Source organism: Citrobacter sp. MGH105 (assembly GCF_001037485.2).
GTDB classification, from domain to species: Bacteria; Pseudomonadota; Gammaproteobacteria; order Enterobacterales; family Enterobacteriaceae; genus Citrobacter; species Citrobacter portucalensis.
The window spans coordinates 3,680,113-3,701,970 of the sequence record NZ_CP073048.1 but is presented as its reverse complement, the minus strand read 5'-3'; the positions used below and the strand labels follow the sequence as shown (position 1 = coordinate 3,701,970).

General features: G+C 52.6%; 21 protein-coding genes. 13 read left to right on the top strand and 8 right to left on the bottom strand.

Annotated elements, in window-relative coordinates; genetic code table 11:
• Positions 1–68: 68 nt before the first annotated feature.
• A complete protein-coding gene (gene entS, locus SK35_RS17990; protein ID WP_048214716.1) occupies positions 69–1,304 on the top strand; it encodes an enterobactin transporter EntS in 1,236 nt (411 codons plus the stop codon).
• A gap of 60 nt (positions 1,305–1,364) precedes the next feature.
• On the opposite strand, the gene fepB is transcribed toward entS, so the two are convergent.
• On the bottom strand, positions 1,365–2,321 hold the full coding sequence (fepB, locus tag SK35_RS17985) for a Fe2+-enterobactin ABC transporter substrate-binding protein (RefSeq protein WP_048214715.1): 957 nt from the start codon (positions 2,319–2,321) through the stop codon (positions 1,365–1,367).
• Between the two features lie 187 nt (positions 2,322–2,508).
• Here fepB and entC point away from each other — a divergent pair, with 187 nt between their 5' ends.
• From entC to SK35_RS17950, 7 genes are all read left to right on the top strand, one after another.
• Positions 2,509–3,684, top strand: coding sequence for an isochorismate synthase EntC (gene entC, locus SK35_RS17980; RefSeq protein WP_048214714.1), 1,176 nt, complete (start codon positions 2,509–2,511; stop codon positions 3,682–3,684).
• Positions 3,685–3,715: 31 nt separating this feature from the next.
• The gene (entE, locus tag SK35_RS17975) at positions 3,716–5,326 is read left to right on the top strand and encodes a (2,3-dihydroxybenzoyl)adenylate synthase EntE (protein ID WP_048214713.1); all 1,611 of its coding nucleotides are present in this window, start codon (positions 3,716–3,718) and stop codon (positions 5,324–5,326) included.
• A 13-nt stretch (positions 5,327–5,339) separates the two neighbouring features.
• Complete coding sequence (locus tag SK35_RS17970; protein WP_048214712.1) at positions 5,340–6,203, top strand: isochorismatase; 864 nt, start codon at positions 5,340–5,342, stop codon at positions 6,201–6,203.
• Positions 6,203–6,958 carry a 2,3-dihydro-2,3-dihydroxybenzoate dehydrogenase EntA gene (gene entA, locus SK35_RS17965; RefSeq protein ID WP_048214711.1) on the top strand — a complete coding sequence of 252 codons (756 nt, stop codon included), beginning with the start codon at positions 6,203–6,205 and terminating at the stop codon, positions 6,956–6,958. The genes SK35_RS17970 and entA overlap by 1 nt, the downstream gene beginning before the upstream one ends.
• Before the next feature lie 2 nt (positions 6,959–6,960).
• A complete protein-coding gene (gene entH / locus SK35_RS17960; RefSeq protein WP_003022055.1) occupies positions 6,961–7,374 on the top strand; it encodes a proofreading thioesterase EntH in 414 nt (137 codons plus the stop codon).
• A gap of 184 nt (positions 7,375–7,558) precedes the next feature.
• The gene (gene cstA, locus SK35_RS17955; protein ID WP_008784063.1) at positions 7,559–9,664 is read left to right on the top strand and encodes a pyruvate/proton symporter CstA; all 2,106 of its coding nucleotides are present in this window, start codon (positions 7,559–7,561) and stop codon (positions 9,662–9,664) included.
• A 63-nt stretch (positions 9,665–9,727) separates the two neighbouring features.
• Positions 9,728–9,925, top strand: coding sequence for a YbdD/YjiX family protein (locus tag SK35_RS17950; protein ID WP_008784064.1), 198 nt, complete (start codon positions 9,728–9,730; stop codon positions 9,923–9,925).
• Positions 9,926–10,023: 98 nt separating this feature from the next.
• Here SK35_RS17950 and SK35_RS17945 read toward each other — a convergent pair whose 3' ends face one another.
• Positions 10,024–11,112 (bottom strand): oxidoreductase, encoded by a 1,089-nt coding sequence (locus SK35_RS17945; protein ID WP_048214710.1) that lies wholly within the window; start codon positions 11,110–11,112, stop codon positions 10,024–10,026.
• Positions 11,113–11,244: 132 nt separating this feature from the next.
• Between SK35_RS17945 and SK35_RS17940 the strand changes: the two genes are divergently transcribed.
• Positions 11,245–12,405 carry a pyridoxal phosphate-dependent aminotransferase gene (locus tag SK35_RS17940; RefSeq protein WP_048214709.1) on the top strand — a complete coding sequence of 387 codons (1,161 nt, stop codon included), beginning with the start codon at positions 11,245–11,247 and terminating at the stop codon, positions 12,403–12,405.
• Here SK35_RS17940 and SK35_RS17935 read toward each other — a convergent pair whose 3' ends face one another.
• The 4 genes from SK35_RS17935 to dsbG form a co-directional block, all read right to left on the bottom strand.
• Positions 12,406–13,023 carry an IbrB-like domain-containing protein gene (locus SK35_RS17935; RefSeq protein ID WP_032942666.1) on the bottom strand — a complete coding sequence of 206 codons (618 nt, stop codon included), beginning with the start codon at positions 13,021–13,023 and terminating at the stop codon, positions 12,406–12,408. It abuts the gene before it with no gap.
• On the bottom strand, positions 13,008–14,231 hold the full coding sequence (locus tag SK35_RS17930) for a phosphoadenosine phosphosulfate reductase (RefSeq protein ID WP_048214708.1): 1,224 nt from the start codon (positions 14,229–14,231) through the stop codon (positions 13,008–13,010). The genes SK35_RS17935 and SK35_RS17930 overlap by 16 nt, the downstream gene beginning before the upstream one ends.
• A gap of 153 nt (positions 14,232–14,384) precedes the next feature.
• The gene (citR, locus tag SK35_RS17925) at positions 14,385–15,287 is read right to left on the bottom strand and encodes a DNA-binding transcriptional repressor CitR (RefSeq protein ID WP_048214707.1); all 903 of its coding nucleotides are present in this window, start codon (positions 15,285–15,287) and stop codon (positions 14,385–14,387) included.
• Between the two features lie 203 nt (positions 15,288–15,490).
• Positions 15,491–16,237: a thiol:disulfide interchange protein DsbG gene (gene dsbG, locus SK35_RS17920; RefSeq protein WP_048214706.1), complete on the bottom strand. Its 747-nt coding sequence runs from the start codon at positions 16,235–16,237 to the stop codon at positions 15,491–15,493.
• A 374-nt stretch (positions 16,238–16,611) separates the two neighbouring features.
• Here dsbG and ahpC point away from each other — a divergent pair, with 374 nt between their 5' ends.
• Both ahpC and ahpF read left to right on the top strand, forming a co-directional pair.
• Positions 16,612–17,175: an alkyl hydroperoxide reductase subunit C gene (ahpC, locus tag SK35_RS17915; RefSeq protein WP_002894394.1), complete on the top strand. Its 564-nt coding sequence runs from the start codon at positions 16,612–16,614 to the stop codon at positions 17,173–17,175.
• A gap of 154 nt (positions 17,176–17,329) precedes the next feature.
• Positions 17,330–18,895, top strand: a complete 1,566-nt coding sequence (gene ahpF / locus SK35_RS17910; RefSeq protein WP_048214705.1) for an alkyl hydroperoxide reductase subunit F — start codon at positions 17,330–17,332, stop codon at positions 18,893–18,895.
• 82 nt (positions 18,896–18,977) lie between these two features.
• Here the strand turns inward: ahpF and uspG are convergent, their stop codons facing one another.
• Positions 18,978–19,406, bottom strand: a complete 429-nt coding sequence (gene uspG / locus SK35_RS17905) for a universal stress protein UspG (protein ID WP_003022101.1) — start codon at positions 19,404–19,406, stop codon at positions 18,978–18,980.
• A 183-nt stretch (positions 19,407–19,589) separates the two neighbouring features.
• Positions 19,590–20,000, bottom strand: coding sequence for a nucleoside diphosphate kinase regulator (gene rnk / locus SK35_RS17900; protein WP_003831264.1), 411 nt, complete (start codon positions 19,998–20,000; stop codon positions 19,590–19,592).
• Positions 20,001–20,275: 275 nt separating this feature from the next.
• Between rnk and SK35_RS17895 the strand changes: the two genes are divergently transcribed.
• Both SK35_RS17895 and SK35_RS17890 read left to right on the top strand, forming a co-directional pair.
• Positions 20,276–21,106, top strand: a complete 831-nt coding sequence (locus tag SK35_RS17895) for an alpha/beta fold hydrolase (RefSeq protein WP_048214704.1) — start codon at positions 20,276–20,278, stop codon at positions 21,104–21,106.
• Positions 21,107–21,202: 96 nt separating this feature from the next.
• A complete protein-coding gene (locus tag SK35_RS17890) occupies positions 21,203–21,826 on the top strand; it encodes a flavin reductase family protein (protein WP_048214703.1) in 624 nt (207 codons plus the stop codon).
• Positions 21,827–21,858 lie beyond the last annotated feature (32 nt).

The window sequence follows — 21,858 nt, the reverse complement described above, 5'->3', positions numbered from 1 at the left end:
TTATTTGGATATGTTAGCATGTGCAGCCATCGAATGGATATTGAAAAAGTACCTGGTAAGGCTCTGTAATGAATCGACAATCCTGGCTGCTCAATCTCAGCCTGTTAAAGACCCACCCAGCATTTCGCGCTGTCTTCCTCGCCCGTTTTATTTCCATTGTCTCTCTGGGGCTACTCGGCGTGGCGGTTCCGGTACAAATCCAGATGATGACCCAGTCGACCTGGCAGGTGGGTTTGTCGGTGACGTTGACCGGTAGCGCAATGTTTATTGGCCTGATGGTGGGCGGAGTGCTGGCCGACCGCTATGAGCGTAAAAAAGTGATCCTGCTGGCGCGTGGAACCTGTGGTATTGGCTTTATTGGCCTGTGTCTGAATGCGCTGCTGCCTGAACCGTCGTTGCTGGCGATTTATTTGCTTGGCTTATGGGACGGTTTCTTTGCCTCGCTGGGCGTGACCGCTTTGCTGGCAGCGACGCCAGCGCTGGTTGGGCGCGAGAATTTGATGCAGGCCGGGGCGATTACCATGCTGACGGTGCGTCTGGGATCGGTAATTTCGCCGATGCTTGGCGGGGTGCTGCTCGCGACCGGCGGCGTGGCCTGGAACTACGGACTGGCGGCGGCTGGCACATTTATTACTTTGTTACCTCTGCTGAGCCTTCCCGCACTGCCACCTCCACCGCAGCCGCGCGAGCATCCGCTGAAATCGCTGCTGGCAGCATTTCGCTTTCTGCTTGCCAGCCCGCTGATTGGCGGCATTGCGCTGCTCGGTGGTCTGTTAACCATGGCGAGCGCCGTGCGTGTGCTGTATCCGGCGTTGGCGATTAACTGGCACATGTCGAGTGCGCAAATTGGCCTGTTGTATGCGGCTATTCCGCTGGGGGCAGGCGTGGGCGCATTGACCAGCGGACAACTGGCGCACAGCGTTCGCCCGGGACTGATTATGCTGGCATCGACCGTGGCTTCATTTATGGCTATCGGCCTGTTTGGCTTGATGCCCGTCTGGCAGCTTGGTGTGGTTTGTCTGGCGCTGTTTGGCTGGTTGAGCGCGGTCAGCTCTTTGTTGCAGTACACCCTGTTACAGACGCAGACGCCGGAAGCGATGCTCGGGCGAATTAACGGTTTGTGGACGGCGCAAAACGTCACCGGCGATGCGATTGGCGCGGCGTTGTTAGGTGGGCTGGGCGCGATGATGACGCCGGTTGCTTCGGCAAGCGTGAGTGGATTCGGGCTGGTGATTGTCGGTCTGTTACTGCTGCTGTTGTTGCGAGAAGTGCGCCGATTCCGGCAGGTCCCCGTGAATGCCTGATCGCGTTGTGCTCTACGGTTGTAGGCCGGATAAGGCGTGAGCCGCATCCGGCGCTGACCATTAAAACAGAGCCGACAGACGTTGCAGCAGCAGCGTGGCGCTGTAGTAGTCGAGACGGAAGGTTTCCGTACCCAGGGCGTAAACGCGTTTATTCTGCACGGCTGGCAGATGCGCCAGAAGCGGATTGGCGTAAATAGCGTCGGCATCTTTGCTGTCGCCAGCAAACAGGAACAGCGCTTCGCCGTTCAGGCCTGCCGCCAGGTTCTCACCGCCAAGCTGGATGATATCGTGGCGTTTGCCCTGACTCTGGCTGGTGTGCAAGTTGGCAGGCAGCGTTGCCAGCGTGAACCCTAACTGCTCCATCAGCTTGCCTTGCGCTGACTCAGGCGTCCACAGGTTGGCGCTGTGCGCCGCGGCGGTATATACCAGCGCGCTGACCGGCTGTGGTGGCAGGGTAATATGTTGCTTAACCGCCTGAAGTTGCTTATCAAACTCGGCAATTCGCGCTGCTGCCTGTTGCTCCTGACCGGTAATTTCACCTAACTGGGTCAGCAGCGACTGCCAGCTTTTATCGTCGTAATTAATGATGAGCGTTGGCGCAATGGTGGACAGCTGATCGTATAGCGCGAGGGCAGAATCTCCCCCTGTGGCGCTTACCAGAATCAGATCTGGCATTTGAGCTGCGACGGCTTCGGCGCTCGGTTCGCCGATATACAGGCGGCTCAGTTTGCGTTCTTTTGCTACTTCGCTCCACTGACGTAAAAAGCCCTGCGCATCGCCGATGCGATTGTTCGGCGTAGTGGCACCGCTGGCAATGACCGGGGCATCAATCGCCAGCAGCGAGCCGGTGAGGGTCACGCTGGTGGAGACAATTCGCTGCGGCTTATGCTCCAGCGTATGCGTGCCGCGGCTGTCAGTAACCTGACGCGGCCAGTCGGCGGTGTGACCTAAAGAAACTCCTGAAATAAATACACCAGTCAGTAAAAGCACGGTGCGACAAAAAGAGGGGAGACTCACGAATCGGCTTCCTGTTATCAGTATGAGTAATGCTTCTCATTTTCATTGTTAGCGAGCAAGGATGCAAGCCAAAGTCGCACATTGTGCTACCACAAGAGTTGACATACCGCCGCTTTGCTTTTAGGTTAGCGACCGAAAATATAAATGATAATCATTATTAGAGCCTTTATCATTTTTGGAGGATGATATGGATATGTCACTGGCCGAGGAAAAAACGCAGACTATGCCGACGCTCGCTCCCGACAGTTTTTTCTTTATGTCGCCGTACCGTAGTTTTACGACGTCAGGATGCTTCGCCCGCTATGCGGAACCGGCAATTGATGGCGATTCGCCAGACAGCCCTTTCCAACAGAAAATGAACGCACTGTTTGCTGATGCCAAATCGCAGGGCATCGCGAACCCTGTCATGGTCGGGGCGATTCCCTTTGATACCCGCCAGCCATCATCGCTGTTTATTCCCCAATCATGGCTGAGCTTCTCTCGCACGGCGAAGCAGCAATCATCACGTTACTTTACCGCGCATCAGTCGCTGAACGTCGTTGAACGTAAATCGATCCCGGAACAGGACTTTTTTGAAGATATGGTCGCCCGGGCGGCAGCGCTGACGTCCACTCCAGAAGTCGACAAAGTGGTGTTGTCACGCCTGATCGATATCACCGCCGATGCCAACATTGACAGCGGTGCGCTGCTGGAGCGTCTGGTGGCGCAAAATCCAGCGAGCTACAACTTCCATGTACCGATTGAAGACGGCGGCGTATTGATTGGTGCCAGTCCGGAACTGTTACTGCGCAAAGAAGGCGATCGTTTCAGTTCTCTGCCGCTGGCGGGCTCAGCACGTCGTCAGCCTGATGATGTGCTGGATCGCGAAGCAGGGATCCGCCTGCTGGCGTCTGAGAAGGACCGCCATGAGCACGAACTGGTGACGCAGGCGATGAAAACGGTATTGCGCGATCGCAGCCGTGAACTGCAACTGCCTTCTTCTCCACAACTGGTTACCACGCCGACGCTCTGGCACCTCGGTACGCCGTTTGAAGGTAAAGCCAACCCGCAGGAAAACGCCCTGACGCTGGCGTGCCTGCTGCATCCGACGCCTGCGCTAAGCGGCTTCCCACATCAGGTTGCGCGCAAGCTTATCGCCGAGCTGGAGCCGTTCGATCGTGAATTGTTCGGCGGTATTGTCGGCTGGTGTGATGCCGAAGGTAACGGTGAGTGGGTGGTGACGATCCGCTGTGCGAAGCTGCTGCGCAATCAGGTGCGTTTTTTTGCCGGAGCAGGAATTGTTCCAGCCTCTTCCCCGGTTGCGGAATGGCGTGAAACGGGGGCCAAGCTCTCCACGATGTTGAATGTTTTTGGACTGCATTAAGAGCCTTGTGGACTGGCTTTAAGGAGCAATAATGAGTATTCCTTTCACCCGCTGGCCGGAAGAGTTTGCCCGCAGGTATCGTGAAAAAGGTTACTGGCAGGATTTGCCGCTGACCGACATTCTGACCCGTCACGCCGACAGCGACCATACGGCGGTTATTGATGGTGAATGCCATCTGAGCTATCGCCAGTTGAATCAGGCCGCTGACAATCTTGCCTGCAGTTTGCGTCGCCAGGGGATCAAACCTGGCGAAACCGCGCTGGTACAACTGGGCAATGTGGCTGAGCTGTACATCACCTTCTTTGCGCTGCTCAAGCTGGGCGTAGCTCCAGTGCTGGCCCTGTTCAGCCATCAGCGTAACGAACTCAACGCCTATGCCAAACAGATTGAGCCGGCACTGCTGATTGCCGATCGCCAGCATACGCTGTTTAGCGGCGACGATTTTCTTAACGCTTTTGTGGCCGAACACAATTCAGTGCGCGTGGTGCAACTGCGTAATGATGAGGGTGAACACAATCTGCAAACGGCGATAAACCAGCCTGCGACAGATTTTTCCGCCACGCCATCGCCTGCTGATGAGGTGGCGTACTTCCAGCTTTCTGGCGGGACGACCGGGACGCCAAAACTGATTCCTCGCACTCATAACGATTACTACTACAGCGTGCGTCGCAGCAATGAGATTTGCCGCTTCACCGGGGAAACGCGTTATCTGTGCGCGATCCCGGCGGCGCATAACTACGCCATGAGTTCGCCAGGCGCGCTGGGCGTATTCCTGGCCGGCGGCACTGTGGTGCTGGCGGCTGATCCGAGTGCCACTCTGTGTTTCCCGTTGATTGAACAGCATCAGGTTAACGTCACGGCGCTGGTGCCGCCTGCGGTGAGCCTGTGGTTGCAGGCGATTGCTGAGTGGGGCAGTAATGCGCAACTGGCTTCGCTGAAACTGCTTCAGGTCGGTGGCGCGAGACTTTCCGCCACGCTTGCGGCACGTATTCCGGCTGAGATTGGCTGCCAGTTGCAGCAGGTCTTCGGCATGGCGGAAGGGCTGGTGAACTATACCCGTCTGGACGACAGTCCTGAGCGCATCATCAATACCCAAGGTCGCCCGATGTGTCCCGATGATGAAGTCTGGGTAGCAGACGCTGACGGCAACCCTTTAGCCCAGGGAGAGACCGGACGCCTGATGACGCGTGGTCCGTACACCTTCCGCGGTTATTTCAAAAGTCCTGAGCATAATGCCAGCGCCTTTGACGCCGACGGCTTTTACTGTTCCGGCGATCTGATCGCTATCGATCCGGATGGTTACATCACCGTTCAGGGGCGTGAAAAGGATCAGATCAATCGCGGCGGGGAGAAGATCGCTGCTGAAGAGATTGAAAACCTGCTACTGCGCCATCCTATGGTGATCCATGCCGCGCTGGTCAGTATGGAAGACGAACTGATGGGTGAGAAAAGCTGTGCCTGGCTGGTGGTGAAAGAGCCGCTGCGCGCGGTGCAGGTGCGCCGTTTTCTACGCGAACAGGGCATAGCGGAATTCAAATTACCCGATCGTGTTGAGTGCGTTGAGTCATTACCGCTGACTCCAGTGGGGAAGGTAGATAAAAAACAATTACGTCAGTGGCTGGCATCACGTTCACTGGCCTGAAGGAGAAATAGAAATGGCAATTCCTAAACTGCAGGCTTATGCGCTACCAACGGCGCTCGATGTTCCGGTGAACAAAGTCGACTGGGCATTTGACCCTGAACGCGCCGCGCTGCTGATCCACGACATGCAGGATTATTTTATCGGCTTTTGGGGCGATAACTGCCCGATGATGGAGCAGGTCGTCGCGAACATCGCCGCGCTGCGCCAGTACTGCAAAGAGCATAACATTCCGGTGTATTACACCGCTCAGCCGAAAGAACAGAGTGATGAAGACCGCGCTCTGCTCAATGATATGTGGGGACCGGGCCTGACGCGTTCCCCGGAACAACAAAAGATCGTTGAGGCGCTGGCGCCGGCGCCGGATGAAGCGGATACCATTCTGGTGAAATGGCGTTATAGCGCATTTCATCGCTCCCCGCTGGAACAGATGCTCAAGGAAACCGGACGTAATCAACTGATCATTACCGGGGTGTATGCGCATATCGGCTGTATGACCACCGCAACGGACGCCTTCATGCGTGACATCAAGCCGTTTATGGTTGCCGATGCGCTGGCGGACTTTAGCCGTGACGAACACCTGATGTCGCTGAAATACGTGGCGGGACGTTCCGGGCGTGTGGTAATGACCCAGGAATTATTGCCGACACCGGTCCCGACCAGTAAAGATGCGTTGCGCAGCGTTATTCTGCCGTTGCTGGATGAGTCTGAAGAGCCGATGGATGACGAAAACCTGATCGACTACGGGCTGGATTCCGTGCGCATGATGGCGCTGGCGGCGCGCTGGCGTAAGGTTCATGGTGACATTGATTTCGTGATGCTGGCGAAAAAACCGACCATTGACGCATGGTGGGCACTGCTCTCCCGTGAGGTGAAGTAATGGCTGGATTTGATTTTGCCGGGAAAACCGTCTGGGTAACCGGCGCGGGTAAAGGGATTGGCTACACCACGGCGTTGGCATTTGCGAATGCAGGCGCTGAGGTGACAGGATTCGATCGCGAATTTCCTCAGGATAACTACCCGTTTGCGACCGAAGTGCTGGATGTGGCGAATGCCGGACAGGTAGCTGATGTGTGCCAGCGCGTCCTCAAAGCGCGCGAGCGTTTGGATATTTTGGTCAATGCCGCAGGTATTTTGCGTATGGGGGCCACCGATGCGCTGAGCGCTGAGGAGTGGCAGCAGACGTTTGCGGTTAACGTTGGTGGGGCGTTCAATCTGTTTCAGCAGACGATGGCGCAGTTTCGTCGCCAGCAGGGCGGGGCGATCGTGACCGTCGCGTCGGATGCGGCGCACACGCCGCGTATCGGCATGAGTGCTTACGGCGCGTCAAAAGCCGCGTTGAAAAGTCTGGCGCTGACCGTCGGACTTGAACTGGCGGGCAGCGGTGTGCGCTGTAATGTGGTGTCGCCAGGCTCGACCGACACCGATATGCAGCGCACGCTGTGGGTTAGCGATGACGCGGAGCAACAGCGCATTCGTGGATTTGGCGAGCAGTTTAAACTCGGGATTCCGCTGGGGAAAATCGCCCGGCCGCAAGAGATCACCAACACTATTTTATTCCTCGCTTCCGATCTGGCCAGTCACATTACGTTACAGGATATCGTGGTGGACGGCGGTTCCACGCTGGGGGCATGACGATGATCTGGAAGCGTCATTTAACGCTGGATGAACTCAATGCCACCAGTCAGAACACGATGGTGGCGCATTTAGGCATGGTCTACACCCGGCTGGGGGATGATGTGCTGGAAGCCGAAATGCCGGTGGATAGCCGCACGCATCAGCCGTTTGGCCTGCTGCACGGTGGCGCGTCGGCGGCTCTGGCGGAAACGCTGGGTTCGATGGCGGGTTATCTGATGACCCGCGACGGGCAATGCGTGGTGGGGACGGAACTCAACGCCACGCATCATCGGGCGGTATCGCAGGGGAAAGTGCGCGGCGTTTGCCAGCCGCTGCACCTTGGGCGTCAAAATCAAAGCTGGGAAATCGTCATCTTTGATGAGCAGGGACGACGCTGCTGCACCTGCCGTTTAGGCACTGCGGTGATGGGGTGAGGTCACCCGGCAAAGTAAAATGAAATTGCAGAGTTAACAGGTAAATGAAGTGATCTAGTTAACAATGCAATGTAAATACTCAGTGATACTTCGGGTTTGCATGGTTGTCAGGTTGTTAAATTCAGAAAAGATGTTATAGAAACAAAATGTAACATCTCTCTGGATCGGACAACGGATAACAACTATGAACAAATCAGGGAAGTACCTCGTCTGGACAGTGCTCTCCGTTATGGGAGCATTTGCCCTCGGCTATATCGCATTAAATCGTGGTGAACAGATCAACGCGTTGTGGATAGTCGTGGCGTCGGTCTGTGTCTACCTTATCGCTTACCGTTTCTACGGCCTGTACATCGCGAAAAATGTACTGGCGCTTGACCCGACGCGTATGACGCCAGCCGTGCGCCATAACGACGGTCTGGATTATGTTCCCACCGATAAAAAAGTGCTGTTTGGTCACCATTTTGCGGCAATTGCCGGAGCGGGTCCGTTAGTTGGACCGGTGCTGGCGGCGCAAATGGGCTATCTGCCGGGGATGATCTGGCTTCTCGCCGGGGTGGTACTGGCGGGTGCGGTGCAGGACTTCATGGTGCTGTTTGTTTCTACCCGTCGCGATGGTCGTTCCCTTGGCGAACTGGTGAAAGAAGAGATGGGCCCAACGGCGGGCGTTATTGCGCTGGTGGCCTGTTTTATGATCATGGTGATTATTCTCGCGGTACTGGCGATGATCGTCGTGAAAGCGCTGACCCACAGTCCGTGGGGAACCTACACCGTGGCGTTCACCATCCCGCTGGCGATCTTCATGGGGATTTATCTGCGCTATCTGCGCCCGGGCCGCATTGGCGAAGTGTCGGTCATCGGTCTGGTGTTCCTGGTGTTTGCCATTATTTCCGGCGGCTGGGTGGCTGAAAGCCCGACCTGGGCACCGTACTTTGACTTTACCGGCGTACAGCTGACGTGGATGCTGGTGGGCTACGGTTTTGTTGCCGCCGTCCTGCCGGTGTGGCTGCTGCTGGCCCCGCGTGATTACCTCTCTACCTTCCTGAAAATCGGCACCATTGTTGGTCTGGCAGTAGGGATTCTGATCATGCGTCCGACGCTGACCATGCCAGCGCTGACCAAGTTTGTTGACGGTACTGGCCCGGTCTGGACCGGTAACTTGTTCCCGTTCCTGTTTATTACCATTGCCTGTGGTGCGGTTTCTGGCTTCCATGCGCTGATCTCCTCCGGAACCACGCCGAAGATGCTGGCGAATGAAGGGCAGGCCTGCTTTATCGGCTACGGCGGAATGCTGATGGAATCCTTTGTCGCCATTATGGCGCTGGTTTCAGCGTGCATCATCGATCCGGGAGTGTACTTTGCGATGAACAGCCCGATGGCGGTGCTGGCTCCTGCGGGCACGGTTGACGTAGTGGCTTCTGCGGCGCAGGTAGTCAGCAGTTGGGGCTTTGCCATTACGCCAGACACCCTGCATCAAATCGCCAATGAAGTGGGTGAGCAATCCATCATCTCCCGCGCAGGTGGTGCGCCGACGCTGGCCGTCGGGATGGCGTACATTCTGCACGGCGCGCTGGGTGGCATGATGGATGTGGCGTTCTGGTATCACTTCGCCATTCTGTTTGAAGCGTTGTTTATTCTGACGGCGGTAGATGCCGGTACACGCGCCGCGCGCTTTATGCTGCAGGACTTGCTGGGCGTGGTATCACCGAGCCTGAAACGTACCGATTCGCTGCCTGCAAACCTGCTGGCTACAGCGCTGTGCGTGCTGGCCTGGGGTTACTTCTTACACCAGGGCGTGGTGGATCCTCTGGGTGGTATTAATACCCTGTGGCCGCTGTTTGGTATCGCTAACCAGATGCTGGCCGGTATGGCGTTGATGCTCTGTGCTGTGGTGCTGTTCAAGATGAAACGCCAGCGCTACGCGTGGGTGGCGCTGGTGCCAACGGCCTGGTTGCTAATTTGTACCCTGACCGCTGGCTGGCAGAAAGCGTTTAGCCCGGATGCGAAAATCGGCTTCCTGGCTATCGCCAACAAGTTCCAGGCGATGATCGACAGCGGTAACATTCCGGCGCAATACACCCAGTCGCAGCTGACGCAACTGGTGTTTAACAACCGCCTGGATGCGGGTCTCACCATCTTCTTCATGGTAGTCGTTGTGGTGCTGGGTCTGTTCTCCATCAAAACTGCGCTGGCAGCATTGAAAGAGGACAAACCAACGTCGAAAGAGACACCGTACGAGCCAATGCCTGAGAATGTTGAAGAGATCGTGGCGCAGGCGAAAGGCGCGCACTAATATTCTCTTAACCAACGAGCCCTCTCCTGAACGGGGAGGGCGTTTGTACGAAAGGGAAACACTATGTTTGAAACACTCGCCAAAGCCGGGAAGTATTTAGGCCAAACCGCCCGATTAATGATAGGTATGCCGGATTATGACAACTATGTTGAACATATGCGCGTCACGCATCCGGACCAGACGCCAATGACCTACGAAGAATTTTTCCGTGAGCGCCAGGATGCACGATATGGCGGGAAAGGTGGCGCGAAGTGCTGTTGATTTTTTGCCGGATGGCGTTGATGCTTATCCGGCCTACCACAATGCTCTGACCGTAGGCCTGATAAGGCGAAGCCGCCATCAGGCAACCCGCACCATAATCACACCGTAAACGACTCCACCTTTTCGAATGCTGCGCGCAGTGTCTCCGGCGTTAACGTTACCGGCAGGGCGTGAATGGACTCCACCGGGCGCAGAGTGTGCGCAATCACTTTGTCGATTTCGGCGCGGTTATTGATGTCCACTTGCAGTTGAGCTAACCGGGTTGGCAGGTTGAATCGCTGATAAGCAGTAATTAACTGCGCCAGCACATCATCTTGTCCCAGCAGCGCGCTCTGCACCAGGATGCCGTACGCCACTTTGGTGCCGTGTAAAAACTTCTCGGTTTGTGGGAGGACGGTCAGGCCATTGTGAACAGAATGCGCTGCCGCCACGCGTGTGTAGCGCTCGCCCAGACCACCAACCATGCCGCCTCCGGCAATAATCGCATCTACCACATCGCAAAACGTGCGGCTTAGCGTGCCTTGTTGTTTGTCTGCCAGCGCCTGCTCGCTGCTTTCCAGCAGGACGTCGCGGATGGTCTGCGCAGCTTGAATACCCAGACGTACTGTCAATGGCAGTGTTTCCGGCTGAGGTGCGAGCACGACGGCTTCATACCACTTTGCCAGCGTGTCGCCGATCCCCGCCAGTAAGTATTCTTCTGGCGCATTGAGAACGATCCCGGGTTCGACCAGCACGAGGAAGTTCGCGTCAGCGAAAATTTCGAAATGTAGTGCCTGGCCCGAATCGTTATACCAGACGGAGAGCGGCGTCCAGGCAGCGCAGGTCGCCGCGATAGTAGGAATACCGACAAACGGCAGATCCAGACGACGGGCCAACGCTTTAGCGGTGTCGAGCAATGTACCGCCACCCACGCCAATCACCACACTGCGATCCTCTCCCGACTCTTTTGCCAGTTGAGCAACATCGGTTTCGCTGCAATGTCCCGTAAACAGCAGGCGTTTAGCCTCGGCAAGATGAAAAGCCTCTGGCAGGTAAGGGCGGGCCGCATCGATGGCGCGTTCACCATAAACCCACACGGCGCGTGAAAGTTGGTCGGCAGAGAAAAAATCGTTCAGTCTCGACAGGCTGCCAGGATGGGAAAAATAGTTGGCTGGGCCGGTGACGACGCGAATCTCGGTATTACTCATGTTGTGTTGTCCTTTTGGCTGTCCTGTCCAGGCAGGTTATTTTTATATGGACGTCTGAACGTCTTGATTGCCAAATACTAGCATCGTGCTATAGTGGCTTCAACCACAACATCACACGCTGGGATAACAATAATGAGTAATAACCCGCTGATTCCGCAAAGCAAACTGCCTAATCTGGGCACCACTATCTTCACGCAAATGAGTGCGCTGGCGCAGCAGCATCAGGCCATTAACCTCTCGCAGGGATTTCCTGATTTTGACGGTCCACTCTTTTTGCAAGAGCGTCTGGCGTATCACGTCGCGCATGGCGCAAACCAGTATGCGCCGATGACGGGCGTGCAGCCGCTGCGCGAAGCTATCGCGGATAAAACGGCAGACCTGTATGGCTATAAACCTGACGCGAATAATGAAGTGACCATCACGGCGGGGGCCACGGAAGCATTGTATGCCGCGATCACTGCGCTGGTGCGCCCAGGTGATGAGGTGATTTGTTTTGACCCGAGCTACGACAGCTATGCGCCTGCGGTTGAATTATCCGGCGGTGTGGTTAAACGTATTGCCCTGCAACCACCGGCTTTTCGCGTCGACTGGCAGGCGTTTGGTGCCTTACTCAGCGACCGTACCCGATTGGTTATCCTGAACACGCCACATAACCCTTCTGCCACTGTGTGGCATCACGCCGATTTTGACGCGCTGTGGCAGGCGATTAAAGAACGCGAGATCTTTGTCATCAGCGACGAAGTTTATGAGCATATCTGTTTCGCCAAACAGGGGCATGCCAGCGTGCTGGCACATTCAGAGCTGCGGGAACGCGCTGTTGCTGTTTCATCGTTTGGTAAGACCTACCATATGACTGGCTGGAAGGTCGGATACTGCGTTGCGCCAGCCGCCATTAGCGCTGAGCTACGAAAAGTGCACCAGTATCTGACGTTTTCCGTCAACACGCCGGCTCAGCTCGCACTGGCGGATATGCTACGAGAAGATCCGGTACACTATCGCGAACTGCCCGCGTTTTATCAGAAAAAACGCGACGTGTTGGTGAACGCACTGCGTGATAGTCGACTGGAAATTCTGCCGTGTGAAGGCACATACTTTTTACTGGTCGATTACAGCGCCGTTTCCTCGCTTAACGACGTGGAGTTTTGCCAGTGGCTGACCACTGAAGTGGGCGTGGCGGCAATTCCGCTGTCGGTGTTCTGCGCCGATCCTTTCCCGCATAAACTGATTCGCCTCTGTTTTGCCAAGCAAGAATCGACGCTGTTAGCGGCAGCCGAGCGTCTGGTTTCGTTGTAGCTATTTCACGGTCCAGGCTTTGGAGAATCGACGGTCGGCAAACAACGCTTGCAGGCCGTTAATTTGCTTCAGGCGTAACACCTCGTCGCTGTCCATACCAAGATCCTTGCCAATTCTTTCTTCACTCCATCCCAGTTGCGATAGCTCGCGGACAATCTCGGACATGGCGTGGATTTGATGACGCCCGCGAGCGCGGTTGTGGCGAATGGTTGCCGCCATACGCTCATGGCGTTCGCGTTCTAAACAGGCAACCGGCAGATATCCTTTCAGCCTGGGCCTCAGTGAGGCTTTGGCTTTACCTAACTCGTGGCGGTGGAAACCGTCGACAATTTCGTACTCTTCAGCCGTTGAGTGAACCACCACAATGGGCTGTGTAAACCCGTCAGCCTCGAGGGACTTCAGCAGCAGCTTTTTCTCCGGTGGCGCAACGTTATTGGGGTTGTAGTCATTGGGTGAAATATGATCATTTTTAACCCAAAGAACGCAATCTACGGGCTCCTCGCGAAAGGGACTGACGCTGTGTATTGCCTTTCTGAATTCATTTATGGCTTCAATTCTCTCTGGTTCTGATAAACCAGAAAGAAAGCCGAGGAGTTCCTGAGTTAATCGCTGTTGCATAAGAGTCCCCATTCCTGGCGTTTTGTTTTCATACGCTCATTGTAACGTTGATAGTTTTTGGGTTTCGTTGGACTAAATGAGAGAGCCCGGCACCAATAGTCGTTATTCAGCAGGACCTTACAGATACGCCGCCACGACGGAATATCCACTGAACCAATATCTCTTTCCTGGGTTTGTGGGATATTCTCCATGCCTTTTTTCTTATACCACTGTAAATAGACGGCGATTTTGTTGCGATAATGTTCGGCGGTCGTTTCCGGCATACTCTTCAATAACAGCATGGCGTATTCCTGCCAGCTTAAATGTTCGGGTTTTAATATTTTGCGGTGACCGTAAAAATGGTTGTCCTGACCAGCATATATCCCGCCACTTTTTACCCCGCTGACGCGGGAGCACATCATTGCCCAGCGTTCAGGCTCAATAACATGGTAAAGCCACAGCCCCTGGCGTTGTTCTGGTCCAAAGGGTTCGCAGATACGCATGTATCGCGTGGGAACCCCTGCCTGATACATCAGGTTGTACAGGGGATTACACGGGAGCATTGACTTCGCAAACCACGTCCAGATGTCAGCAGTTTTCCAGTCATAAATAGGATAAATATACCAGGTATGCCCACCGGGGGCGCTGGTGGTCCAAGGTTTGTCATCGGCAAAACGCTGTTTTTTCGAGTTCGCAATGGCGACAAAACGATTATATGACTCATCGGCGCGGATCCCGACCATCATGGCGGCCGGTCGTTTCTGCGAAAACCATTCAGCGAACTCACGAACAAATTGCTCGAAAGTCATACCGGGTTGATAGAAAGAGAAAAACTCGGGATCGGTAATGGCATCTGCGGGCGGTTGGCGCACCCATTGAGTACCCGGTTCCCAGCATTGCCATTCAGGCTGAAATTGTGACAGTGAATTTTGCGTCGTCAGTGGCAATGCAACCCAATAAAATTCTTCGATGATATCGGAATAACTCTCGCGTAGCGCCTGGACATAGTCGATAGTGCAGGAAAACTGAGCCTCCCAGTCGATAAATAAGACGTTTATTTTTTTCTGTAACTGGCGGGCAATGGCGGCGGTCAGATGTAACATTAACCCCGAATCTTTACCTCCAGAGAAAGAAACGCAGACACGCGGTAGAGTCTCAAGCGTCCAGGTAATGCGTTCCTGTGCTGCTTGCAGAACATTTTTATCCAACGGTATTTTATAAACAGACATATCAAATCCATATCGAATTTTTATTATTTGCAGCCATAATAAATGTCCGTAATAAGATAGGCTTTTTCTTGCGACATGCAATATTTAAATATATTCATTATTTGCATGTAATGTCACCGTTATATGTTTTGTATGAATTTAAATGCGTTATCATTAACTATCTAAAGATAGTTTGTTTATGTAATCTGCAAAGGCTTTGTTATTAAGTGATGCGCGGTTATACATGATGAATAGTTTAATTTTTGGCAATTCAAAATCGGTTTTTATTTCTTTAAAGTTCAATGCTGGTTGATAAAGTTCATAAATTTGTTTGGGGAGAAAACCAATAATATCCGTAGTGGCGATAACGTTAGCAATCGAGAGTAAGGAATCGCTACTAAAACCGACGTTATGGAATACCATCGATTCACTGACACGGGAACGATAATCTTTAATACCCTGTTCTTCAGAGGAAAAATATGTAAACTGTTCTTGTTGGATTTGTTCGAGTGTACTCGTTTCATTTATTCTGGGGTGGTTGCCGCTGCATACTAAAACACACTCAATGGTCTTAAAATGAGTGCATACAATAGACCGATTGTGGACCGGTGTTATTGAAATAACCAGATCGGCTTTACGATATGCAAGGATATTTTCAGCCGATTCTGCTGACATCAATATATCATGATGTTCAATTTCAATATCTGAGTTTTCTCTGAGGTTATTAATTAAAGATGTCACATTCAGATTGGTTGTAATTTGTGGGCTGTAGATGACGAATTTATTTTTCAGGCTGGAACCGTGCATGATATTGATGGTTTGTTCCAGATTGTTGAGATTTTTTTCAAGGTGAAGATGAAGATTTACCCCTGTGACCGTAGGCGTAATGCCTTTGCCTGAGCGAATAAACAGGGGATCGTTAAACTGTGTACGCAGTCGCTGTAATGACTGGCTGACGGCTGAAGGGGTGATATACAGTGTTGCCGCAGCTTTACTGATGCTCAAATGTTGATAAATACATTCAAAAATTACCAACAGGTTAAGATCGAATTTTTTGAGGTCATAGAGGTTAGCCATGCATACCTTCCTGTGATGGTAATGTATTGGGTAATTCAATTATTGAATAATTTAAATTCTAATCATTCTTAGAATTTATGTTTATAGCTTAATGAATGATTAACTTAAACTAAAATAACACAGATTGCTTGATAGTTAAGATAAAAATATATTTAAAAGAGTGATTGAAATGAGAACCATAACAATCACTCATTTTGTTACCTTTATTTATTCCCCATAATAATATTTAATTTTTCCTTATCGGGTAATCCCACTTCCTGTTGTAACGTATCGTCTTTGCTCATGTAGTAGATCGCGGGCGTCACATTAGCACCTAAATCATCCATGATTTTTTGGTTGATATTCAGTACCTTCATCTGTTCTGGATGGACTGAAGCCGGGATTTCCAGCTTCATTTTCCCGCCGGATGCTTCATAGTCATGCCAGGTCTTGGCCGGATCTTCGGATGCCAGGATCGCAGCAGCAGTTGCCGGGCTTTCAGGCTTGATCACGCCAACCAGCAGCGTACGCAACTGAACTTTACCGGAATCTACCCATGGGCGCGCCTGCTGCCAGAACTGTTTGCAATAAGGACAGAAGGGATCGGCAAACACGTAAACGATGACCGGGGCCTCTTTTTTCCCGTCCAGAATCCACGACGCTTTTTCCATTCGCTGCCACATCTCACGTCCGGCAGGGGCATAGATCTCTTTTTCTATGAGCGCATTACTGAGGTTTTCGCCTTTTTCATTATACATGTAGCCGGAGATGGCATGTTTACCGTCAGGCGTGACATAGATAGTGACCCCCATGTCCTGGTATTTTCCCAGATAGCCTTTCATTCCACCCGGTGCGTCGAAGGGCTTCAGGATGGTAATTCCCTGTTTCTCAATGGCTTTAACAGGGGCAGGGAGCTCCTCTGCGTGCACGATAGCGGGGAGAAGAGTTAAGAGTAAGATGCGTTTAAACATTGATTTTCCTTATAAAATCAGCAGGAAAGTGGGCTTAATTGCAAAACCTATCACAGCCATAGGTAAGATCGACGGTCTGTCGATTGCCCTTTCTTTAGTTGGGTGATGTAATCCCCATCGCTGTTACGACCTTTGTTAAGGTAATGTAGAGCGCAACACATAGCCAGCTCTGCTGGCACTGACGTTACCTGCGGGTAGCTCGGGTAATGAGGCTCCCTGCAAAGGGGGCCTTTTTTACTTTTATCTTTAGGTTCACAACATGAGTTTGAGTGAGTTGTTAGTTAACGCTTATTGATTTGATAAAGGAAACGCATTAGCCCTGCGAAGAGATTTTCGTTAACTTATCTCTCAACGAAAACACGGAGGAAGTACAGATGTCTTTGATTAATACCAAAATTAAACCTTTCAAAAACCAGGCGTTCAAAAACGGTGAGTTCATCGAAGTAACCGAGAAAGATACCGAAGGTCGCTGGAGCGTCTTCTTCTTCTACCCGGCTGACTTTACTTTCGTATGCCCGACCGAGCTGGGTGACGTTGCAGACCATTACGAAGAACTGCAGAAACTGGGCGTAGATGTGTATTCCGTTTCTACCGACACCCACTTCACCCACAAAGCATGGCACAGCAGCTCTGAAACCATCGCAAAAATCAAATACGCGATGATCGGCGACCCGACTGGCGCCCTGACCCGTAACTTCGACAACATGCGTGAAGATGAAGGTCTGGCTGACCGCGCAACCTTCGTTGTTGACCCGCAGGGTATCATCCAGGCAATCGAAGTTACTGCTGAAGGTATCGGCCGTGATGCGTCTGACCTGCTGCGTAAAATCAAAGCCGCACAGTACGTCGCTTCCCACCCAGGTGAAGTTTGCCCGGCGAAATGGAAAGAAGGTGAAGCAACCTTAGCGCCATCTCTGGACCTGGTTGGTAAAATCTAAGTCGCGTAGTTTGTAGGCCGGATAAACGTAGTGCATCCGGCATTCCACAGGCGCAAATTTGCGCCTGTTTCATTCCAGCACCATGACGCAAGTTGCATTAATGCAGTCCCGCAAAATCGGCTTGCATGATGATGTTTTCAGAGAGGGAAGAAGAATGCTCGACACAAATATGAAAACCCAGCTCAGGGCTTACCTTGAGAAACTGACCAAACCTGTTGAGCTGATTGCGACGCTGGACGACAGCGCTAAATCGGCAGAAATCAAGGAACTGCTGACTGAAATTGCTGAACTGTCAGAAAAAGTCACCTTCAAAGAAGACAATACTCTGGCGGTGCGTAAGCCATCGTTCCTGATTACCAATCCCGGTTCTCACCAGGGACCGCGTTTTGCCGGTTCTCCGCTGGGTCATGAGTTTACCTCTCTGGTGCTGGCGCTGTTGTGGACCGGTGGTCATCCGTCAAAAGAGGCGCAGACGTTGCTGGAGCAGATCCGCGATCTCGACGGTGATTTTGAATTTGAAACCTATTATTCACTTTCCTGCCATAACTGCCCGGACGTGGTGCAGGCGCTGAACTTGATGGCGGTGCTGAACCCACGTATCAAACATACGGCGATTGACGGCGGTACTTTCCAGAACGAAATCACCGATCGTAACGTGATGGGCGTTCCGGCGGTATTTATGAACGGCAAAGAGTTCGGTCAGGGGCGTATGACGCTGACTGAGATCGTGGCGAAAGTGGATACTGGCGCAGAAAAACGTGCGGCTGAAGAGCTGAATAAGCGCGATGCTTATGACGTATTGATTGTCGGTTCTGGTCCTGCAGGTGCGGCGGCAGCGGTGTACTCTGCACGTAAAGGCATTCGCACCGGTCTGATGGGCGAACGTTTTGGCGGTCAGGTCCTTGATACTATTGATATTGAAAACTATATCTCAGTACCGAAAACTGAAGGTCAGAAACTGGCAGGTGCGCTGAAAGCACATGTTGATGATTATGATGTCGATGTGATTGACAGCCAGAGCGCGAGCAAACTCATTCCAGCAGCGCAGGAAGGCGGTTTGCATCAGATTGAAACGGCCTCCGGCGCGGTGCTGAAAGCACGTAGCATTATCATCGCCACCGGCGCGAAATGGCGCAACATGAACGTTCCGGGTGAAGATCAGTATCGCACCAAAGGCGTAACCTACTGCCCTCACTGTGATGGCCCGCTGTTTAAAGGCAAGCGTGTTGCGGTGATTGGCGGCGGTAACTCCGGCGTTGAAGCGGCTATCGACCTGGCAGGTATTGTTGAACATGTGACGCTGCTGGAGTTTGCTCCTGAAATGAAGGCCGACCAGGTGCTGCAGAATAAGCTTCGCAGTCTGAAAAACGTCGACATCATTCTGAATGCGCAAACGACAGAAGTGAAAGGCGATGGCAGCAAAGTTACTGGCCTAGAGTATCGTGACCGTGTGAGCGGCGATGTTCACAATGTGGAACTGGCCGGTATTTTTGTTCAGATTGGGCTGCTACCGAACACCAACTGGCTGGAAGGTGCCGTTGAACGTAACCGTATGGGTGAAATCATCATCGATGCCAAGTGCGAAACCAGCGTGAAAGGCGTTTTCGCTGCCGGTGACTGCACCACCGTACCGTATAAGCAGATTATCATCGCGACAGGTGAAGGCGCGAAGGCCTCGTTAAGTTCGTTTGATTATCTGATTCGCACGACAGTAGCATAAAAAAAGTAAGACTCACCTGCACTATAAAAACCCCTGTCAGGCGTTAACCTGGCAGGGGTTTTCTTTAGCAAATCAGTGGCTGTTAACGAACAACCAGCACTGGCAAAGTCGCGTGTCGAACAACGCTGGAAGCGTTTGAGCCGAGCAGGTGGGTGCTGATTGATGGGTTACGCGACCCAATGACAACGACATCCGCATTCAACTCTTCACCCAACTCGTTGACAACGTCACGGACGCTGCCAAAGCGGACGTGTTGTTTAATACGGGAAGGATCGATGCTGAAGTGACCGACCATCGTTTGCAGACGGGTTTCCGCTTCGTGTTGCAAATGCTCTTCAAAACGACGGACATCGGCCGCAAAGCGATGCAGGCTTAAGCTCGCTGAGCCTGGCAGCACATGCAGCAGATGAATAACCCCTTTATCCTGGGCCAGAAATTCTGCATGGCGAATAGCCTTGTCGCTCAGTTCCATTTCGAATACATCAACAGGCATTATGATTGTGTTGTACATAAACATTCTCCTTGTCATTACATGAACACATAACAGCATAGTATTAAAAATGATTCTGTCAGTCACGACACAGATTTATGTTTTGCGAACAGGAAAGAAAGCGAGGAGCAGGGAGATCTAACCGGAAAGAGGATGCGGATGCATCCCCTGTAAGATAAAGCGAGTGGCTTTGATAAGACAGAGTTAGCGCAGGTAGTCGCCTGCAGCTTCAGGCTGATACTCAAGCTCGATAACTTCGAGGTGCGTTGAGGTCCCGCCTGGCAGTTCCCAATGAATGGTATCACCCACGCGTAGCCCCAGAAGTGCAGCGCCGACAGGTGCCATTACCGAAAGCTGTGTGTTGCTGTCAGTCATAGTGGCCGGATACACCAGGGTACGCACACGGACTTCGCCATCACTCAGATTGCGGAATTTCACGCGGCTGTTCATGGTCACGACGTCGTGCGGCATGGTTTCTGGAGAACACATTTGGGCACGATCCAGCTCGGCGTTCAGGGCGTCGGCAATCGGTAAACCAGCAAACGCAGGTTGCTCCAACAGGCGGTCAATGCGTTCCGCATCGAGGTCGTTAATGATGATAGTTGGTCTGGACATTTATTACTCCATGTCGTCGATACTGCGGGTGCGCAGGTAAATAATCCCAAAAGAAAACCCTCACCGTCAGGCGGCAAGGGTTTAGCTTTTATGATGATACTGAGACTTACCCCATGTTTGAAGTGATTTAGTTCACATTCAGGTAAATCATCAATATTGTCGCATATGGTGTGATTTTAGCCGAAAAACGTGATCGTTCTCCAATTTGCATTATGCTTTTTAAGCGCTCGCTGCGGGCGCGTCAAACAACTCAGTGTTCCGCGACAGGAGATCTCATGAGCCAGTACGACAAACTTACCTTGAAAGACGGCAGCTATTTGCATTTTAAAGACTGGGGAAGTGGACAACCTATTGTGTTTAGTCACGGTTGGCCGCTGACGGCAGACGCGTTTGAAGATCAGATGCTGTTCCTTGGATCGAAAGGATTTCGTGTGATCGCCCATGACAGGCGCGGACATGGGCGTTCGGCCCAACCCTGGGATGGACATCATATGGATCAGTATGCTGACGACCTGGCTGAACTTACCGCGCATCTCAATCTTAAAGATGCCGTACATGTCGGACACTCTACCGGCGGTGGGGAAGTGGCTCGTTATATTGGCCGGCATGGGACGCAGCGGGTGGCAAAAGCGGTGTTAATTGGCGCGGTGACGCCCATCATGATCAAGACTGACTTTAACCCAAATGGCGTGCCGAAAGAGGTATTCGATGGCATCCGTGAGGGGGTTTTGAACGATCGCGCCGCCTTTTTCTATGAACTGACCGCTGCATTCTATGGCTACAACCGTCCGGGCGCAAAAGAGTCGAAAGCCGTCAGGGAAAGTTTTGTTGAACAAGGCTTACAAGGTTCCATCAAAGCGTTGTACGACTGTATACACGCGTTTTCGGAAACAGATCTGCGTGAAGACCTCAAAAAGATGACCATCCCGACGCTGGTGATCCACGGTGATGACGATCAGATTGTCCCGTTTGAAACCTGCGGAAAGGTCGCGGCGGAAATACTGCCGGACTCGCAGTTGAAGGTATATGTCGGCGGCTCGCATGGCATTTGCACCACCCATAAGCAACAGATCAACGGTGACCTGCTCAACTTTATTCAGTCGTAATCGTTGGCAGATTGTTCTACGCTGATCTTCTTTTTCCAGGGGGATGAGCGAAGCATAATTTGTGCTGCGCTGACGTTAACTTCAACAGGGAACGCTATGTATTTCTATCAACCGTCACAGGGACACGGCTTACCGCACGACCCGCTAAATGCCATCATTGGACCGCGCCCGATTGGCTGGATTGCGTCGCGTGACGGCAACGGTCGGCACAATCTGGCACCGTACAGTTTCTTTAACTGTTTTAACTATCATCCGCCGATTATCGGTTTCGCCAGCAGCGGCTGGAAAGACAGCGTGCAGAATATTATCGAAACTGGTGAATTTGTCTGGAACCTGACGACTCTTGAGCTGGCCACTGCGATGAACGAAACGTCAGCCAGCTTGCCGCACGGTGAGGACGAGTTTTTTGCCGCCGGGCTTAGCAAGGCAGATAGCCGGATAGTCAACGTGCCGCGCGTGGCGCAAAGCCCGGTCAATTTTGAGTGCCGCTTATCGCAAAGCCTGCAACTGACTACTGCTGATGGCTCACCGGTTGAAACCTGGCTGGTGTTGGGGGAAGTGGTAGGCATTCACATAGATGAAACGCTCCTGGAAGACGGCATCTATCAGACGGCGAAAGCGAAGCCGGTACTGCGTGCAGGTGGGCCAACGGCGTATTATTCGATCAGTGAAACACATCGTTTTGATTTAGTTCGCCCGGACGCCCGTGCAAAACGCTAAGTTTACGGACCGACGCCAGCTCGCAGCGTCGG

Coding starts and splice junctions, on each gene's coding strand:
- entS (WP_048214716.1), top strand. CDS start 69: ATGAATCGACAATCCTGGCTGCTCAATCTCAGCCTGTTAAAGACCCAC.
- entC (WP_048214714.1), top strand. CDS start 2,509: ATGGATATGTCACTGGCCGAGGAAAAAACGCAGACTATGCCGACGCTC.
- entE (WP_048214713.1), top strand. CDS start 3,716: ATGAGTATTCCTTTCACCCGCTGGCCGGAAGAGTTTGCCCGCAGGTAT.
- SK35_RS17970 (WP_048214712.1), top strand. CDS start 5,340: ATGGCAATTCCTAAACTGCAGGCTTATGCGCTACCAACGGCGCTCGAT.
- entA (WP_048214711.1), top strand. CDS start 6,203: ATGGCTGGATTTGATTTTGCCGGGAAAACCGTCTGGGTAACCGGCGCG.
- entH (WP_003022055.1), top strand. CDS start 6,961: ATGATCTGGAAGCGTCATTTAACGCTGGATGAACTCAATGCCACCAGT.
- cstA (WP_008784063.1), top strand. CDS start 7,559: ATGAACAAATCAGGGAAGTACCTCGTCTGGACAGTGCTCTCCGTTATG.
- SK35_RS17950 (WP_008784064.1), top strand. CDS start 9,728: ATGTTTGAAACACTCGCCAAAGCCGGGAAGTATTTAGGCCAAACCGCC.
- SK35_RS17945 (WP_048214710.1), bottom strand. CDS start 11,112: ATGAGTAATACCGAGATTCGCGTCGTCACCGGCCCAGCCAACTATTTT.
- SK35_RS17940 (WP_048214709.1), top strand. CDS start 11,245: ATGAGTAATAACCCGCTGATTCCGCAAAGCAAACTGCCTAATCTGGGC.
- SK35_RS17935 (WP_032942666.1), bottom strand. CDS start 13,023: ATGCAACAGCGATTAACTCAGGAACTCCTCGGCTTTCTTTCTGGTTTA.
- SK35_RS17930 (WP_048214708.1), bottom strand. CDS start 14,231: ATGTCTGTTTATAAAATACCGTTGGATAAAAATGTTCTGCAAGCAGCA.
- citR (WP_048214707.1), bottom strand. CDS start 15,287: ATGGCTAACCTCTATGACCTCAAAAAATTCGATCTTAACCTGTTGGTA.
- dsbG (WP_048214706.1), bottom strand. CDS start 16,237: ATGTTTAAACGCATCTTACTCTTAACTCTTCTCCCCGCTATCGTGCAC.
- ahpC (WP_002894394.1), top strand. CDS start 16,612: ATGTCTTTGATTAATACCAAAATTAAACCTTTCAAAAACCAGGCGTTC.
- ahpF (WP_048214705.1), top strand. CDS start 17,330: ATGCTCGACACAAATATGAAAACCCAGCTCAGGGCTTACCTTGAGAAA.
- uspG (WP_003022101.1), bottom strand. CDS start 19,406: ATGTACAACACAATCATAATGCCTGTTGATGTATTCGAAATGGAACTG.
- rnk (WP_003831264.1), bottom strand. CDS start 20,000: ATGTCCAGACCAACTATCATCATTAACGACCTCGATGCGGAACGCATT.
- SK35_RS17895 (WP_048214704.1), top strand. CDS start 20,276: ATGAGCCAGTACGACAAACTTACCTTGAAAGACGGCAGCTATTTGCAT.
- SK35_RS17890 (WP_048214703.1), top strand. CDS start 21,203: ATGTATTTCTATCAACCGTCACAGGGACACGGCTTACCGCACGACCCG.